This is a genomic window from Rhizobium sp. USDA 3886 (genome assembly GCF_056279785.1).
In genome coordinates this window covers 2416705-2431168 of the sequence record NZ_JBWCDC010000003.1, presented here as the reverse complement: position 1 = coordinate 2431168, position 14464 = coordinate 2416705, and the positions used below count along the sequence as shown (strand labels likewise).

Below are 14464 nucleotides of genomic sequence, written 5' to 3'. Positions count from 1 at the left end.
CACAAATCAGCCTCGCTTACATAACCAGATGTAATGGCAAGGCGAAGACGTGACCATGAGAATTTGCCGGTTCACCTGAGACCTAGCGAGCGTCGAAATGGTCGATCTGTCAATTGTATTTTCTTTCCATACTAATTGTGTACGCAAAGTACACAAATATTGACTTGAGTGCCGAGCCATGCGAACGTGGGCTGGTCAGATAAAAGAAGAGGCTGAGATAACCGATGGCGAAGAGCGTCAAGAGCAATCTCTACGATGACTTGAAGCGTCAGATCCTGACGATGGAGCTGGACCCGGACGCCGACCTGGACGAGGCAAGTCTAAGCGAGCGGTATGGTCTGTCCCGAACGCCCGTTCGGGACATATTCCGCCGTCTCGCGGGCGAGGGTTACGTCGACATTCGCGAGAACAGGGGTGCGCGGGTCATCCCGATGAACCACTCCACTCTGCGGAACTTCTTTCTCGTCGCGCCGATGATCTACGCGGCGATCGGTCGTCTCGCAGTGCAGAACTTCAAGCCCGTCCAGCTCGCAGACCTGAAGCAAACTCAAGAGCGATTCCGCGCCGCCAGCGAGAATATGGACGTTCTAGCGATGGTGATCGAGAACAACCGCTTTCACGAGATCTTCGGGGAGATGTCGGCCAACGTCTACCTGCAGCCCAGCCTGGGCCGGCTTCTCATCGATCACGCGCGTATCGGTCACACGTTCTTCCGGCCCAGGAACGATGACATGAAACGGCGGCTCCAGTTGGCCATCGAACATCACGACAGCTTCATCGAGGCGCTTAGCGTTCATGACGAGGACGCGGTGGTCGACCTTGTCTTCGAGCACTGGGAATTGTCTCGCGAGAACATGGAGATGTTTATCGCGCCGCAAGGGCTCAAGGCAGACGCCTTCGTCGGCGCTCCGGCCGCGCAATCATTGGAGAGGTCGTCGTGAAGTTTGAGGGGATCTATACGCCGGCGGTGACGCCGCTCCACCGGGATGGGCAGATAGACCGCGTGGCGTTTTCCGCCGTCATCGAGCAACTCATCGATGCGGGCGTGCACGGCATCATCGTCGGCGGCTCGACGGGCGAGTATTACGCCCAGAGCAGCCAGGAGCGCTTCGAACTTGCGGCCTATGCCAAGGACGTCATCGGTACCCGGCTGCCGCTCGTCATTGGAACGGGCGCAACGAGAACCGAAGACTCGGTCGAGTACGCGAAGGCGGCAAAGGAAATCGGCGCGGACGCGATCCTCGTGTCCTCGCCACCCTACGCACTGCCGACAGAACGTGAGAACGCAGTCCATGCACTGACTGTCGATCGCGCGGCCAACCTGCCGATCATGCTCTACAACTATCCGGCTCGCATGGGCGTCATGATGGCGGAGGAGTATTTTTCCCGCGTCGGCAAATCCAGGAACGTGGTCGCCATCAAGGAAAGTTCTGGCGACATGGGCAACCTTCATCTTCTCGCCCGCAAGTATCCGCACATCTCGCTCTCCTGCGGCTGGGACGACCAGGCTCTCGAATTTTTCGCATGGGGCGCGAAGAGCTGGGTATGCGCCGCCTCCAACTTCCTTCCGCGCGAGCACGTCGCACTTTACGAAGCCTGCGTCCTGGAAAAGAACTTCGACAAGGGCCGCGCGATCATGACGGCGATGCTGCCGCTTATGGATTTCCTGGAATGCGGGAAGTTCGTCCAGTCGATCAAGCATGGATGCGAGTTGATCGGCCTGAATGCAGGGCCGGTACGCGCACCGCTGCGTCCGCTGAATTCCGAAGAAAAGCGAACCCTTCAGACCGTCGTCGCCACGTTGAAGCGCACGGTCGCCCAGATCACGTCGGGAGCAAATCATGCATGAACCCTTGACCGCTGTCGAATACAAGGCGATCGCCGCAGGCCTTCAATTCCCGACGAATGCATTCATCGACGGCGCATTCCGTCCGGCGCATTCCGGCCAGACATTCACGTCTACAAACCCTGCCACGGGCGAGGTTCTTGCCGAAATCACCGCGTGCGATGCCACCGACGTGGACTACGCCGTGACTAAGGCCAAGCAAGCCTTCGACGATGGCCGCTGGCGGTTGCGTTCGCCTGGCGAGCGCAAGGCCGTGCTCCTCGAGCTCGCCAAGTTGCTGGAGCGCAATCGTCATGAGCTCGCCGTTATGGAATGCCTGGACAGTGGCAAGCCGATCCGCGAATGCCAGACGGTCGACGTTCCCGATACCATTCATACCATTCGCTGGCATGCCGAACTGATCGACAAGCTTTACGACAGCACCGCACCTGTCGGGGCGAATGCACTGACAATGATCGTCCGCGAACCTGTCGGTGTGGTCGGATGTGTGCTTCCGTGGAATTTCCCGCTGCTGATGCTAGCCTGGAAGATCGGTCCGGCTCTTGCAGCCGGCTGCTCGGTGATCGTGAAGCCTGCGCAGGAAACGACGCTCACCACGCTGCGGGTCGCCGAACTTGCCCATGACGCAGGGATCCCTGCGGGCGTCTTCAACGTTGTTACAGGCGGCGGCAAGGAGGTCGGCGAACCAATCGGCATGCACATGGATGTCGATATGGTGGCATTTACCGGATCGACACCCACCGGCCGTCGCTTCCTGCGCTATGCCGCCGACTCCAACCTCAAGCGCGTCGTGCTCGAATGCGGAGGCAAGAATCCCGCGGTCGTTCTCGACGACGCCGAAGACCTCGACCTTGTCGCCGAGCAGGTGGTCAACGGTGCCTTCTGGAACATGGGCGAGAACTGCTCGGCCACGTCGCGGCTTATTGTCCATGCCAAGGTCAAGGACGAGTTGCTGAAGCGCATCGGAGCCTACATGCGCGAATGGAAGACTGGCGATCCGCTCGATCCCGAAAACCGCATCGGTGCGCTCGTCAGCAAGACCCACTTCGAGAAGGTGAAATCCTTCCTCGACGACGCGAAGAAGGAGAAGCTTTCGGTCGCTCACGGCGGCGACACGCATGGCGGCATCTTCATCGAGCCGACGGTGGTCGATGGCGTGACGCCTTCCAGCCGCCTTTTTCAGGAGGAGATCTTTGGGCCGGTCCTTTCGGTCACCCCCTTCAATTCGCTCAGTGAAGCCGTCACTCTTGCCAACGACACGAACTATGGCCTTACGGCGTCCGTCTATACCGCAAGCCTGAGGAACGCCATCAAGCTTTCGCGCGAAATCCGTGCCGGCGTCGTCACCGTCAACTGCTTCGGAGAAGGGGACGCGACCACGCCGTTCGGCGGCTACAAGGAGTCCGGGTTCGGCGGCCGCGACAAGTCGGTCTTTGCCCACGACAACTACTGCGAACTCAAGACGATCTGGATCGACGTCTCGGATCGTTCGGTCGACGAGACGATCAGATGACCCGGCATGTGATCAAGCGTCTGCCGATCGACACCGGCACTTCGGGATGGGAGGCGATCAGCGAACGTACCTTTCCCGCAACGGCGCTTGACTACGATATTACGGCTGACTGGCTGATCATCGGCGCGGGATTTGCCGGCCTGTCGGCGGCTGAGCGTCTCTCGCAACTGCGGCCCCAAGACAAGATTGTCGTCCTGGAGGCTCGTGAACTTGCGAAGGGACCGGCCGGGAGGAATTCCGGCTTCATGATCGACGTGCCGCATAACTTGTCGGCAGGCGAATACTCGGTAGCAGACGAGCAGGCAAGCAAGGACGAGATCAGACAGAACCGGTTGGCGATCGCCTTCGCGGCTGGTGTCGCGGCCGAATACGACCTGTCCAGGGAAACGTTCGATCCGTCAGGCAAGGTAAATGCCGCAGCCTCCGACCGCGGGCTCGGCCTCAACGACAATTACCGCAAATCTCTTGAAAAGATCGGCGAGGAACACCGCGTTCTCGATGCCGGCCAAATGCGGGAAATGACGGGCTCGCGCTATTATCGCGGGGGGCTTTACACCCCAGGCGCCGTGATGATCCAGCCCGCCGACTATATCCGTGGCCTGGCGCACGGGCTTCGATCAAAGGTTACCATCTACGAACATTCGCCGGTGCTGCAGCTTTCACGCGAAGGCAAGTCTTGGAAGGCGAAGTCCAGCCGCGGATCTGTTTCCGCACCGAAGGTCATTCTAGCCGTAAACGGCCACGTCGAAAGCTTTGGCCACTTCCGTGGACGGCTGATGCACATCTTCACATACGCGTCGATGACCGCCGCCTTCTCCCAGAACGAGTTCGCAGGGGACGTTACCGGCACCGATCGATGGGCACTGTTGCCGGCAGATCCCATGGGAGCGACAGTACGCAAGATCACCACCAATGGGCTTTCCAGGATCGTCATCAGGACGAGGTTCACATACGACCCAGGTCTTAAGGTGTCGGAGAGGCGCGTCGCCTCTGTGGCTGCTGAGCAGCGTCGGTCGTTCGATGCCCGCTTCCCCGGACTGGAAAGCCTGCCGATGGAATACAGCTGGGCCGGTGCGCTGTGCCTCAGCAGGAACCATGTGCCGGCATTCGGCGAAGTGGAAGAGGGCCTTTTCTCGGCGTGTTGCGAGAATGGTCTCGGCACCGTCAAGAGCACCCTCGCGGGCATGATGGCCGCCGATCTGGCGGCCGGCGCGGATAGCCCCGAACTCGACAAATACAAGAACCAGCCGGAGCCGAGCAGGTTGCCTCCCGAGCCCGTCGCGTGGCTGGGGGTCAATTCGGTCATCCGCTTTCAGGAATTGCGTGCAGGCCGCGAGGGATGATCCCTCGGCCCACGCAATATGAAGACTGCGCTGCCCGCAGGACTTCAATGAGAATGGGAACGAGAACTAGGAGTAAGAACAATGAAGGCTTTGTGGAAGGCGCTCTGCGCCGCTGCGATGATCGGAATGAGCATGCTTCCAGCGCACGCGGAAGAAAAGACGATCAACATGGGCACGCTGTCGTGGGAAGACCTGACGCCCATCACCGGAATAACAAAGAAGGTTCTTGAGGACGCCGGCTATACCGTGAAGGTGACCGAGTTCTCCGAATGGGGCATTGCCTATGCCGCGCTTGCCAAGGGCGACATCCAGGTTCTCGCCTCTCAGACGGACTACGTCGCTCAGGACTACTGGGACAAGAACAAGAACCGTCTCGAAAAAATTTCGCCCGTCTCGCATGGTCTCTACCAGGGCGTTGCCGTTCCTAAATACGTCCCCATCGATTCGCTCGAACAGCTCAACGAAAATGCCGATAAGTTCGGCGGCAAGATCATCGGGATCGAGCCGGGCTCCGGCCTAATGCGCGACACGTCGAACGCGGTCAAGGACTACGATATCAAGCTGCAGCTTGTCGAAGGCAGCACGGCCGCGATGACCGCGGCGCTGAAATCCGCCTATGACCGCAAGGAATGGGTCGCAGTGACGATCTGGGAACCGTCATGGATGGTCCAGAAGTACGAGGTGAAGTACCTGAAGGACCCAAAGGGCGTCTTCCCGCCGCCGCAGAGCTACTACTGGATCGGCCAAAAGGGCTTTTCGGAAGAGAACCCGCATGCACGCGAAGTGATGGCCAGCGTCTACGTTCCACTCGCCGACATCACCACCATCAATGGCGAGGTCAAGGATGGCAAGACGATGGACCAGGCTGTCCAGGACTGGATCGGCGCCCATGCCGATCTAATCAAGCGCTGGGAAAACATCAAGTAATACTGGCCGCGTCGTGGCCGTCCGATCTCGTCGGGCGGCCACCCTGAAGCCAACGAGAAAAGCCAGCGCCAACTGGCTCAAAGGGGATCGCTATGAAAACCGAAAATGTCGATACCAATGAAGTCCTGATTGACTGCCAATCCCTCTGGAAGGTCTTCGGAGACAAGTCCTCTGCCGCGATGAAGTCCCTCGCTGAGCGCGGTCTCAGCAAAAAACAGGTTCTGCAGGAGTTCAACTGTGTTGTCGGCGTGTCCGAGGCGAGCATCCAGGTGCGGCGCGGCGAAATCTTCTGCATCATGGGACTGTCGGGGAGCGGAAAGTCGACGCTCATCCGTCTGCTCAACAAGCTGATCACGCCGAGTGCGGGAAAGGTCCTAGTGAAGGGACGCGACTTGGCTGCCATGTCGCCTGCTGATCTTAGGCAGATGCGCGCCCGCAATATCGGAATGGTATTTCAAAGCGTGGCTCTGTTGCCGCACAGAACGGTGCTCGAAAACGCGGCCTTTGGCCTTGAGGTGCAGGGAATTCCGAAACCCGAGCGAAACGAGACTGCGAGTGCGGCTTTGGAGAAGGTCGGCCTCGCCGACTGGGTGACCCGCTATCCCGCGGAACTTTCCGGCGGCATGCAGCAACGCGTCGGTCTTGCCCGCGCGCTCGCTGCCGACCCCGAAATCATCCTTATGGACGAGCCGTTCAGCGCGCTCGATCCCCTTATCCGTCGCCAGCTTCAGGATGAGTTCAGGCAACTGACCAAGGCGCTCGGCAAGTCTGCGGTATTCATCACGCATGATCTGGATGAAGCGATCCGGATCGGCGATCGCATCGCCATCATGAAGGATGGTGTGATCATTCAGACCGGCACGGCCGAGGAGATCATTCTCAATCCCGCCGACGCCTACGTCGCCGAATTCGTTGCCGGCATATCCCGCCTTCATCTGATCAAGGCACATTCTGTCATGCGCAGCGTCACTGAGTTTCAGCGGAGCGAGCCAAACTCAGACATTTCGTCGCTGGCGCGCACCACGCCGGATGCCGACATCGACGAACTCATCACGTTGACGATGCAGTCGGAGCGCGATGCCATCGCCGTCGTAGACAACGATCAGGTTGTCGGCGTGGTCACGCCACGGAGCCTCCTGATGGGCGTCAAGGGAACTTCTACGAACGATCTCGCGGCGGCGTAACCCCTCACTGGAGCTCAATGACATGGACAGTTCAGGCTTCACCGATATTTTTGACGAATGGACGGACTCCGCGCTCGAATGGGTGAGTGACAACGGGGAGTTCCTTTTCGATTACGTCCGATGGGGTCTCGAAGGACTCTATGACGCGATCCTGTGGCTCCTGGAACTTCCACCGTTTTATGTGGTTGCTCTCGTCGTAGCGCTTGTCGGCTGGCGGCTGGTCAATGCCTGGTTCGCCGTCCTGAGTGGCGCTGCACTCGCGCTCTGCTTTTCCATGGGCCTTTGGCCGGAGACGATGAGCACCTTGGCTCTGGTGCTGACAGCCACCGTACTTGCGTTGGCCATCGGAATCCCGATCGGTATTGCAGCCGGGTTCTTCACCGCCCTGGATCGCTTCATGGAGCCTGGCCTGGATTTGATCCAGACGCTTCCGCCGTACATCTACCTGCTGCCTGCGATTGCGCTGCTTGGCTACGGGCCGGCCACGGCGCTGATCGCGACTGTCGTCGTCGCCATGCCTCCAGCTATCCGACTGACCTCTCTCGGTATCCGAATGACGCCTAAGGAGTTCATCGAGCTCGGCGAGGCAAGCGGCATCACGCCCGGCCAGATGTTCTTCAAGATCCGCCTTCCGTTTGCTCTTCCCAGCATCATGGCAGGGATCAACCAAAGCCTGATGATGGCATTCGGCATGGTCGTCATCGCAGGCATCGTCGGGTCCGGCGGGCTGGGGGAAACCATCTATGGAGCTATCCGAACGCTCGACATCGCGACCTCGATCAACGGAGCGATCGCCATCGTGGTTCTCACCATGGTGCTTGACCGGATAACCCAGAGCGCAGCGCGCCTCGGTGCGGGGAGGACGTCATGAACCCTTCGATCTTGCAGTTTTCCCCCGGCGCCTTCCTGGCACCGGCAGTCGATTGGCTCAACACCAACCTTCATCCACTGTTTGCTGCGATCAGTTATGGCGTCGAAGCGGTCCTTTCGGGAATCGAGGCTGCACTCCTTTTTGTGCCACCCTATGCGCTGATTGTGATTGTCATCGTCTTGGCATTCGTGGCCGTTGGCCTCCGCTTCGCGATCCTTGCCGGCCTTTGCCTCTGCTTCTGCCTGATCGTGGGGCTATGGGCGGCGTCGATGCAGACCGTCGCTCTGGTTACCGTTGCTGTGTTGATATCCGTGCTCATCGCGTTTCCGATCGGCGTGCTATGTTCGCGCCACAAGACCTTGGAGGCAATGGTGCGCCCGGTTCTCGACGTGATGCAGACGGTTCCGCCGTGGGTCTACCTTATCCCGGCGGTCATGATCTTCGGCCTCGGGCGGGTACCGGCAATTATCGCCACGATCGTGTATGGCATTCCGCCAATGCTGCGTTTGACGACACTGGCATTCAACCAGGTGCCGAAGGAGTTCATGGAACTCGGCAGCGCCATCGGCGCCCATCCGCGATCGGTGCTTTGGAAGATCGAGATCCCTCTTGCGAAGCAAACGCTTCTCGTCGGGCTCAACCAGTGCATTCTTTTGTCTCTGGCGATGGTGGTGCTGGCCGGTCTCGTGGGAGCGGGTGGCCTTGGTGCAGAGGTGACACGCGGTTTAACACGTATGGAGATGGGCCTTGGGCTGCGAGCCGGCCTGGCAATCGTCGCAGTCGCACTGCTGCTCGACGGATTGTCCCGCGGGCTGTTTAATCGCAACAGTCTCTCAAAGCCGAGATGAAAAATAGCTTCTTCATCGATGAACACTGCTTGCTCGCAGTTTTCGGATCAAGTCAACGTCTGCTCCAGGCGAGCAAATGCACCAGGAAGACAAGATGATGCGACCACAAGATTTCCGAACCGGAGATGCCGCGGTACCACCTAAGCGTCTTAAGGTAGGCTTCGTTCTGGCTCGATCGTTTACGCTTTCGGCCTTTGCGCTGTTCGTCGATACCTTGCGCCTGGCGAGTGACGAAGCGGATCGTTCCGGAAGGGTCCTTGCCGATTGGCAGGTGCTCGGAAGTACCAGACATCTGATTACATCGAGCTGCGGTGTCCAGGTCGCTCCTACGTCGGACTTCGTCGATCCGTCCCGTTTCAACTACATCGTCGTGGTTGGCGGGCTGCTTTGCGTGGAGCGGCCTGTTGACCAGGAAACGGTTACCTTCCTGAAGCGCGCCTCCATCCAGAAGGTACCGCTGATTGGGCTCTGCACCGGTTCGTTCATTCTTGCGGATGCCGGACTGATGACACGTCATGAGACGTGCGTAAGCTGGCTGCATGCCAAGAGTTTCCGAGAGAGGTTCCCCGATCTTCCGGTGCGGTCGGATCGGATCTTCAATCTCGATCGCCAGCGCGGGTCTTGCGTGGGCGGAAGCAGCGCTGCCGACATGGCTGCCTTACTCGTGCGACGATACATCAGCCGGGAGGCTGAGCGAAACGCCTTGGAGGTTTTGCAGATCGAAAAGGCACGGTCTCCAGCGGATGTACAGCCCCGCCGGCCGCTCCACGAAAATTATGACGATGCGCGCGTGAAAGCTGCGATGATCACGATGGAACAGCATCTGGAAGACGGGATCTCGATCCCGGCGCTGGCGGCGTCGGTGGGACTGTCGCGGCGCCAACTCGAGCGCGTATTCCTTGAGAAGACTGGAATGTCACCAGCTCAGGCCTATACCCGTGTGCGCATGGAGCGTGCAAAATCATTGCTGGCCCATTCAAGACTGCCGATGATTGAGATTGCCCTCGACGTTGGTTTCGAAAACGCGTCTCATTTCACGAGAACGTTCAAGCGCCTATTCGGACAGACTCCCTCCCAGCTTCGCGCTGCGACCGTGGGAGTTCATTAAACGTGCGTCAAATAGGTAGGATCGGTGAACTTTGGCGCTATCCGGTAAGCTCAGTGGCGGGAGAGAGGTTGGATCATGCTGAGGTTTCGGTCGACGGAGTGGTTGGTGATCGACGGTTTGCCCTGGTGGAGGTAGCGACGGGAACTGTTGCCCATCCCGAACGCGATCAGCGTTGGCATAAAGCCATATTCGTCAAATCCAGGACTACGGCTGCCGGCGGAGTGGAAGTCCAAGTGCCAGACCAAGATTGGCTTGCCATCGGCGCACCCCATCTCGCCGGCCTTTTGTCTGCATTCTTCGGTTTCGAAGTGACTGTGAGACCCTATGAGCGATCCGGATACGGTACAGCCGAAACGGAATTTGCAGTCAATCGATATGATGTTGCGCCACTCCATCTGCTCACAAGCGCTTCTGTGGAATACCTTAAATCCATCCATCCCGACGGCGATCCAGACCGCCGGAGATTTAGGCCTAATATATTCGTGCAATCTGATATCGGCATCAAAGGCTTTGCCGAGTTGGACTGGATCGGTCGGCCGCTCCGTCTGGGAGCAGTCTCAAACGCCGTAGTCGCGCCGACGAAGCGTTGTGGGTTTACAATTGTCGCTCAGGAAGGCCTCGAGAATGATCCTGAAATACTCAGGAATGTCATTCGGTATGGCAACCGGAATATGGGTGTCTATTGCCGACCTGGTCATCGAGGCATTTTGAGGGTCGGCGACGCCGTGCTTCTTTAAGACCGGGAACCGGCGCCCAGCACGGCGGGTTCAGCGCCTGAATTAGACGGTTCGAGAGAGGACGGGTTTTCCATCTGCCCACTGCCGCGTTCGAGCCGTAACTCGGACTATAACTTGGCCTTATGCTACGATCGTGATGAAGTCCTGCAGATCGTCCTCCTCAATGGCATTTCTCAACCGTATTTGACATAACGCAATGTAATGCTAAAGAGACTGGCGATTAAGGTCATGGGAGGTCCGTTGTCTTGGTGAGTTTGCGTAGAAAGCTCCCTCCTTTGACCGGATTGACCGCATTCGAGGCTGTTGCCCGGCTAGGGAGCTTCACCAAGGCGGCGAGTGAATTGGGCGTCACGCAAGCAGCCGTCAGCCGTCAGATCCATCTGCTGGAAGAAGGCCTTGGCGTTCCGCTCTTCAGGCGCTTGCATCGAAAGATCGAAGCCACAGACAAGGGCCGGACCCTTTCTGCGGCTACAACGACGGCCTTTAATCTTATGGCTGACACGATCGCGGAAATAAAAAGGGACGAAAGCCACGAGGGCCTTACGATTTCGGCCAGCGTCGCCTTCTCGCATTTCTGGCTGCTGCCGAAGATCGCCTCATTTTCTAAAAAGTACCCGGAGATACCGCTTCGGATCATCTCTCAAGACAATGCTGCAAGCCTCGATGGAAGCGATATCGATTTGGCGATCCGTTATGGAAATGGGATGTGGCCAGACGGTCGAGCCGAACTTCTCTTCGAGGACGAGATTTTTCCGGTCTGTAGCCCGGATTATGCCGAGCAGTTGGAGCAGTTTGGAGACCTGCACGAGTTAACGCGGCACCCTCTAATCAGCTCTGACACCGAAGATCCAAGCTGGACCGGATGGGACGAGTGGTTCGCCGCCTTTGCGATTCAGGCCCCGAAACGGCCGTCAGGCTTGCGATGCAGTTTTTATACCGAAGCTATCTACGCAGCCTTGAACGGTCACGGTATTGCATTGGGGTGGAAGCGTCTGGTCAGAAACCTGTTGGATCAGAAAGCTCTGGTCAGACTTACCGGGCATTCGGTCACTACACGAAACGGCTACTTCCTCATCGAGCCGTCGCGAAGCGCCAAGAACGCTCGTGTTGCACAGTTTGTCGAGTGGCTGAGGGTTGAAGCGCGGGACCTCGAACCAAACCAGTAGTTCAAAGATAAGTCGTCGCTAAAAAGCTCGTCGGACACGCAGGTCAGGGTAATTTATGCCATTGGCTCGGCCTTCCCACGTACCTTTGAACCTTGGCCACGAAACGACGCGCTTTCGGTTCATCCCCAACTCGATTCAGCTCTTCCCAAACAGCACCAGCCGCCTGAATGGGTGCTCGAAGTGTAAGAATCGGAAACACTTTGTGACTAAGCTACTACGAATATTACGTTTTTCTATCTTGTCGCGCTGGCGACGCTGAAGGATATTAGCGCGACATGAGAGGTAGCCAGCATGATCAGAATGATTGATGACCCAGCGGAGCTGGCGGGTGAGGACATCACCGGCAAATATATTCTGCGGAAGCTGAACTATCACTGGTTCGCCTACGGCAAGGCCGCCATCGTCACCGCGTGCAAGGGAACCATTCTGCACCTCGACCGCGAAGAGACAGTTTATTCGGAACGCTGGGGCCGCCGCGCCTATACCGGCACCGGGAAACGCTATCCAGGCGGCATCTGTCCTATCTCGGCAGTCGCCTGCGTCTGTGACACGCCAGACGATGTCAACGCTGTCATCCAGCTGGATGTTGAAGCGCAGGACGAATTCTATCAGCTGATCGCCAAGACTGAAGCCAGGGTTCATGCTCTCGCCGCTTCCTCACAAAACAGCTTCTTTCTGGCAGCTGCCGAATAAGGCGGTTGACGAGCGCCGTTGATGGGATCGGTGGCCGCGGAAAACGTGAAGATCGTCCGGGCGGGCCAGAACTCGGGCCTGGCAGGCGCTGCGGCGCTCGACCTGTTCCTGAGCCCGCAGCAGTTGGAGGGTCAGCGGCAGACTAGCAAAACAGCGGCCTGATATCTGTCCACCCTCAGGGGCGCACTCCAAGGGTTTGCGCATTTCAGTCGAAAAGTGTGCCGACCGTGAGGACAAAGAGGAAGAGCAGAGCCGCGAGTGCAGCAAGCAGTGCGATCTGACGATTTGCCTTGACGAGCACGCCGCGGCGCACACCTCGTTTCGGCCGTAAGCGATGCTTGCGAGCAGGAACAACGTTGGCGCTTGCAGCTTTCTTCTTTCCTGACGTGCCTGCCTCCCTGAGCGTTACCGGCAAATCGCCGATAACAATTTGAAATCTACAGGACCTTCAGGTTCTCGGCGGACGATTTGCCCGACCGGCGATCCTGAACGATCTCGTAGCTGACCTTCTGACCTTCGCTCAAGCTGGCAAGCCCCGAGCGCTCGACGGCGGAGATATGAACGAACGTGTCGGTCGATCCGTCGTCCGGCTGAATAAAGCCAAAGCCCTTGGCTTGGTTGAAGAACTTCACGGTTCCCGTTGGCATTTTGATCCTCGTCTCTGGAAGCCTCTTGCAAATACATTGGAAGAAGGGTCGTGCGTTGGCAAGGGGCCACATCAGTGCCATCGTGTCATTTGCGTGAATATCCGCGATCGGAATGTTGATGGGCCATTTGGATACCGGACGTGGAGCGAGGCCAGTTATCATGAAGACCGTACGGGATTGCTGCGGCCCAGACGCCTGAATTCCGAGACCAGATTGAAGCCGCGACCCAACATGCGATTGATGCTGTGGGTCAGGCCGAGGAGAACAACACGTCTCTGATCTGCTTCCCGGAGTGCTTTCTTCAGGGCTATCTGACCGAAGAACTCTCAGTCCGACGGGTCGCCGTCGATCTCCGATCAGACGTCTTCTGTTCCGTGTTGAGACGGCTCTCCAAAGCGCGACCGATGATCGTCCTCGGCTTAATCGAGATAGAGGATGGGCGAATATTCAATACCGCCGTCGTCGTGAAATGCGGGGGTCCTTGTCGGCCGCTATCGCAAGCAGCAGCATCTGGATGGCGGGCGGGCGGTGTTCGACGCAGGAGATGACACCCCTGTCTTCGAAGTCGATGGCCTGCCTTTCGGGATTAACGTCTCTTACGACACCAACTTTCCCGAGGTGGCGCGGAAGGTCGCCGATCTTGGAGCATCGCTGATTGTCTGCTGCGCAAACAACATGATGCCACGTCAAAAGGCGGAGGCTTTCAAGGATTTGCACAATGCCGTGCGAGGTGATCGATGCCGAGAGACGGGGCTATGGCTTGTATCCGCAGACGTGACCGGCGAGCGTGACGGGCGTATTGCCTGGGGACCAACGGCTATCCTGAACCCGGAAGGCCAAGTTGTGGCGCAGCTTTCCCTTGGCGAACCGGGACTGCTGTTGTTCGATATCCCTTGCGGCGAGTGACGGCTCGATGAGTCGATGAATGGTCCCCATCACGTGAATTCGGTCGTTGATCGTGCGCTGGAAGTCGGTAAGCTGAGTTTTGACGGGAATTTACGGCAACCTATTCCACGGTCACCTCATGCTCATTATCTTCGGCGGTCTGCCTGGCAGTGGAAAGACGACGATTGCCCGCGCTTTGGCGCAGCGGCTGAATGCTATCCATGTGCGCGTCGATACCATCGAGCAAGCAATCCGCGCTTCCGGAGTGGCAGATGACGTTGGACCTGCAGGCTACATCGTTGCTTACGGCATTGCCGGAGATAATCTGGCCCTCGGCAGAACGGTCATCGCGGACTCCGTCAATCCCCTCCAAATAACCCGAGTATCTTGGCTTGCAGTCGCGCAAGCTGCTGGCGTGACGGCGGTGGAGGTCGAGGTGGTATGCTCTGATGGAGCGGAGCACCGCAAGCGTGTTGAAACACGCGTCACCGACGTCGAAGGTCTCGTGAAGCCGACATGGCAAGAAGTTTCCGAAAGAGCGTATGACGAATGGCACGGCCCGATTGTCATCGATAGCGCGTCGAAAACCGTGGAGGCTGCCGTTGACGAACTGGTCGTGCGATTGAATGGCGGATGACGCGATGCGGCTAGCCTGAAAGCCAACCGTCGGCCGAAATAGATCATCGTCAGCAGCGA

Annotated in this window: 15 protein-coding genes and 1 pseudogene; 15 read left to right on the top strand and 1 reads right to left on the bottom strand. The window is 58.2% G+C overall.

Annotated features, from left to right (window positions below; genetic code table 11):
• Positions 1-224 precede the first annotated feature (224 nt).
• The 13 genes from ACZ9BX_RS34705 to ACZ9BX_RS34645 all read left to right on the top strand — a co-directional run bounded on the left by ACZ9BX_RS34705 (position 225) and on the right by ACZ9BX_RS34645 (position 12398).
• Positions 225-941, top strand: a complete 717-nt coding sequence (locus tag ACZ9BX_RS34705) for a GntR family transcriptional regulator (RefSeq protein WP_476222885.1) — start codon at positions 225-227, stop codon at positions 939-941.
• Complete coding sequence (locus tag ACZ9BX_RS34700; RefSeq protein ID WP_476222884.1) at positions 938-1849, top strand: dihydrodipicolinate synthase family protein; 912 nt, start codon at positions 938-940, stop codon at positions 1847-1849. Before ACZ9BX_RS34705 ends, ACZ9BX_RS34700 begins: the two co-directional genes overlap by 4 nt.
• A complete protein-coding gene (locus ACZ9BX_RS34695; protein WP_476222883.1) occupies positions 1842-3359 on the top strand; it encodes an aldehyde dehydrogenase in 1518 nt (505 codons plus the stop codon). Before ACZ9BX_RS34700 ends, ACZ9BX_RS34695 begins: the two co-directional genes overlap by 8 nt.
• Positions 3356-4702: an NAD(P)/FAD-dependent oxidoreductase gene (locus ACZ9BX_RS34690; protein ID WP_476222882.1), complete on the top strand. Its 1347-nt coding sequence runs from the start codon at positions 3356-3358 to the stop codon at positions 4700-4702. Before ACZ9BX_RS34695 ends, ACZ9BX_RS34690 begins: the two co-directional genes overlap by 4 nt.
• An 81-nt stretch (positions 4703-4783) precedes the next feature.
• Positions 4784-5629, top strand: a complete 846-nt coding sequence (locus ACZ9BX_RS34685) for a glycine betaine ABC transporter substrate-binding protein (protein WP_476222881.1) — start codon at positions 4784-4786, stop codon at positions 5627-5629.
• A 92-nt stretch (positions 5630-5721) separates the two neighbouring features.
• Positions 5722-6813, top strand: coding sequence for a quaternary amine ABC transporter ATP-binding protein (locus ACZ9BX_RS34680; protein ID WP_132567268.1), 1092 nt, complete (start codon positions 5722-5724; stop codon positions 6811-6813).
• A 22-nt stretch (positions 6814-6835) separates the two neighbouring features.
• The gene (locus tag ACZ9BX_RS34675) at positions 6836-7684 is read left to right on the top strand and encodes an ABC transporter permease (RefSeq protein ID WP_476222880.1); all 849 of its coding nucleotides are present in this window, start codon (positions 6836-6838) and stop codon (positions 7682-7684) included.
• The gene (locus ACZ9BX_RS34670) at positions 7681-8532 is read left to right on the top strand and encodes an ABC transporter permease (protein ID WP_476222879.1); all 852 of its coding nucleotides are present in this window, start codon (positions 7681-7683) and stop codon (positions 8530-8532) included. The genes ACZ9BX_RS34675 and ACZ9BX_RS34670 overlap by 4 nt, the downstream gene beginning before the upstream one ends.
• 97 nt (positions 8533-8629) lie before the next feature.
• Positions 8630-9640, top strand: coding sequence for a GlxA family transcriptional regulator (locus tag ACZ9BX_RS34665; protein WP_476223129.1), 1011 nt, complete (start codon positions 8630-8632; stop codon positions 9638-9640).
• A 2-nt stretch (positions 9641-9642) separates the two neighbouring features.
• Complete coding sequence (locus ACZ9BX_RS34660) at positions 9643-10377, top strand: MOSC domain-containing protein (RefSeq protein ID WP_476222878.1); 735 nt, start codon at positions 9643-9645, stop codon at positions 10375-10377.
• Between the two features lie 275 nt (positions 10378-10652).
• Positions 10653-11543 carry a LysR substrate-binding domain-containing protein gene (locus ACZ9BX_RS34655; protein ID WP_476222877.1) on the top strand — a complete coding sequence of 297 codons (891 nt, stop codon included), beginning with the start codon at positions 10653-10655 and terminating at the stop codon, positions 11541-11543.
• Positions 11544-11834: 291 nt separating this feature from the next.
• Entirely contained in the window at positions 11835-12236 is a 402-nt protein-coding gene (locus ACZ9BX_RS34650) for a hypothetical protein (protein ID WP_132567258.1), read from the top strand.
• Between the two features lie 21 nt (positions 12237-12257).
• Complete coding sequence (locus ACZ9BX_RS34645; protein WP_476222876.1) at positions 12258-12398, top strand: hypothetical protein; 141 nt, start codon at positions 12258-12260, stop codon at positions 12396-12398.
• 275 nt (positions 12399-12673) lie between these two features.
• On the opposite strand, the gene ACZ9BX_RS34640 is transcribed toward ACZ9BX_RS34645, so the two are convergent.
• Complete coding sequence (locus tag ACZ9BX_RS34640) at positions 12674-12883, bottom strand: cold-shock protein (protein ID WP_027509204.1); 210 nt, start codon at positions 12881-12883, stop codon at positions 12674-12676.
• Positions 12884-13043: 160 nt separating this feature from the next.
• On the opposite strand from ACZ9BX_RS34640, the pseudogene ACZ9BX_RS34635 reads away from it, so the two are divergent.
• Together ACZ9BX_RS34635 and ACZ9BX_RS34630 are read left to right on the top strand one after the other, a co-directional pair.
• Positions 13044-13789, top strand: a pseudogene (locus ACZ9BX_RS34635) (carbon-nitrogen hydrolase family protein).
• 118 nt (positions 13790-13907) lie between these two features.
• Entirely contained in the window at positions 13908-14405 is a 498-nt protein-coding gene (locus ACZ9BX_RS34630) for a P-loop nucleotide/nucleoside kinase family protein (protein WP_476222875.1), read from the top strand.
• Positions 14406-14464 lie beyond the last annotated feature (59 nt).

Bases quoted from the DNA above. Each gene is read 5' to 3' on its own strand.
- ACZ9BX_RS34650 (WP_132567258.1), top strand. From the start codon at position 11,835: ATGATCAGAATGATTGATGACCCAGCGGAGCTGGCGGGTGAGGACATC.
- ACZ9BX_RS34685 (WP_476222881.1), top strand. From the start codon at position 4,784: ATGAAGGCTTTGTGGAAGGCGCTCTGCGCCGCTGCGATGATCGGAATG.
- ACZ9BX_RS34690 (WP_476222882.1), top strand. From the start codon at position 3,356: ATGACCCGGCATGTGATCAAGCGTCTGCCGATCGACACCGGCACTTCG.
- ACZ9BX_RS34675 (WP_476222880.1), top strand. From the start codon at position 6,836: ATGGACAGTTCAGGCTTCACCGATATTTTTGACGAATGGACGGACTCC.
- ACZ9BX_RS34705 (WP_476222885.1), top strand. From the start codon at position 225: ATGGCGAAGAGCGTCAAGAGCAATCTCTACGATGACTTGAAGCGTCAG.
- ACZ9BX_RS34680 (WP_132567268.1), top strand. From the start codon at position 5,722: ATGAAAACCGAAAATGTCGATACCAATGAAGTCCTGATTGACTGCCAA.
- ACZ9BX_RS34695 (WP_476222883.1), top strand. From the start codon at position 1,842: ATGCATGAACCCTTGACCGCTGTCGAATACAAGGCGATCGCCGCAGGC.
- ACZ9BX_RS34665 (WP_476223129.1), top strand. From the start codon at position 8,630: ATGCGACCACAAGATTTCCGAACCGGAGATGCCGCGGTACCACCTAAG.
- ACZ9BX_RS34670 (WP_476222879.1), top strand. From the start codon at position 7,681: ATGAACCCTTCGATCTTGCAGTTTTCCCCCGGCGCCTTCCTGGCACCG.
- ACZ9BX_RS34645 (WP_476222876.1), top strand. From the start codon at position 12,258: ATGGGATCGGTGGCCGCGGAAAACGTGAAGATCGTCCGGGCGGGCCAG.
- ACZ9BX_RS34640 (WP_027509204.1), bottom strand. From the start codon at position 12,883: ATGCCAACGGGAACCGTGAAGTTCTTCAACCAAGCCAAGGGCTTTGGC.
- ACZ9BX_RS34630 (WP_476222875.1), top strand. From the start codon at position 13,908: ATGCTCATTATCTTCGGCGGTCTGCCTGGCAGTGGAAAGACGACGATT.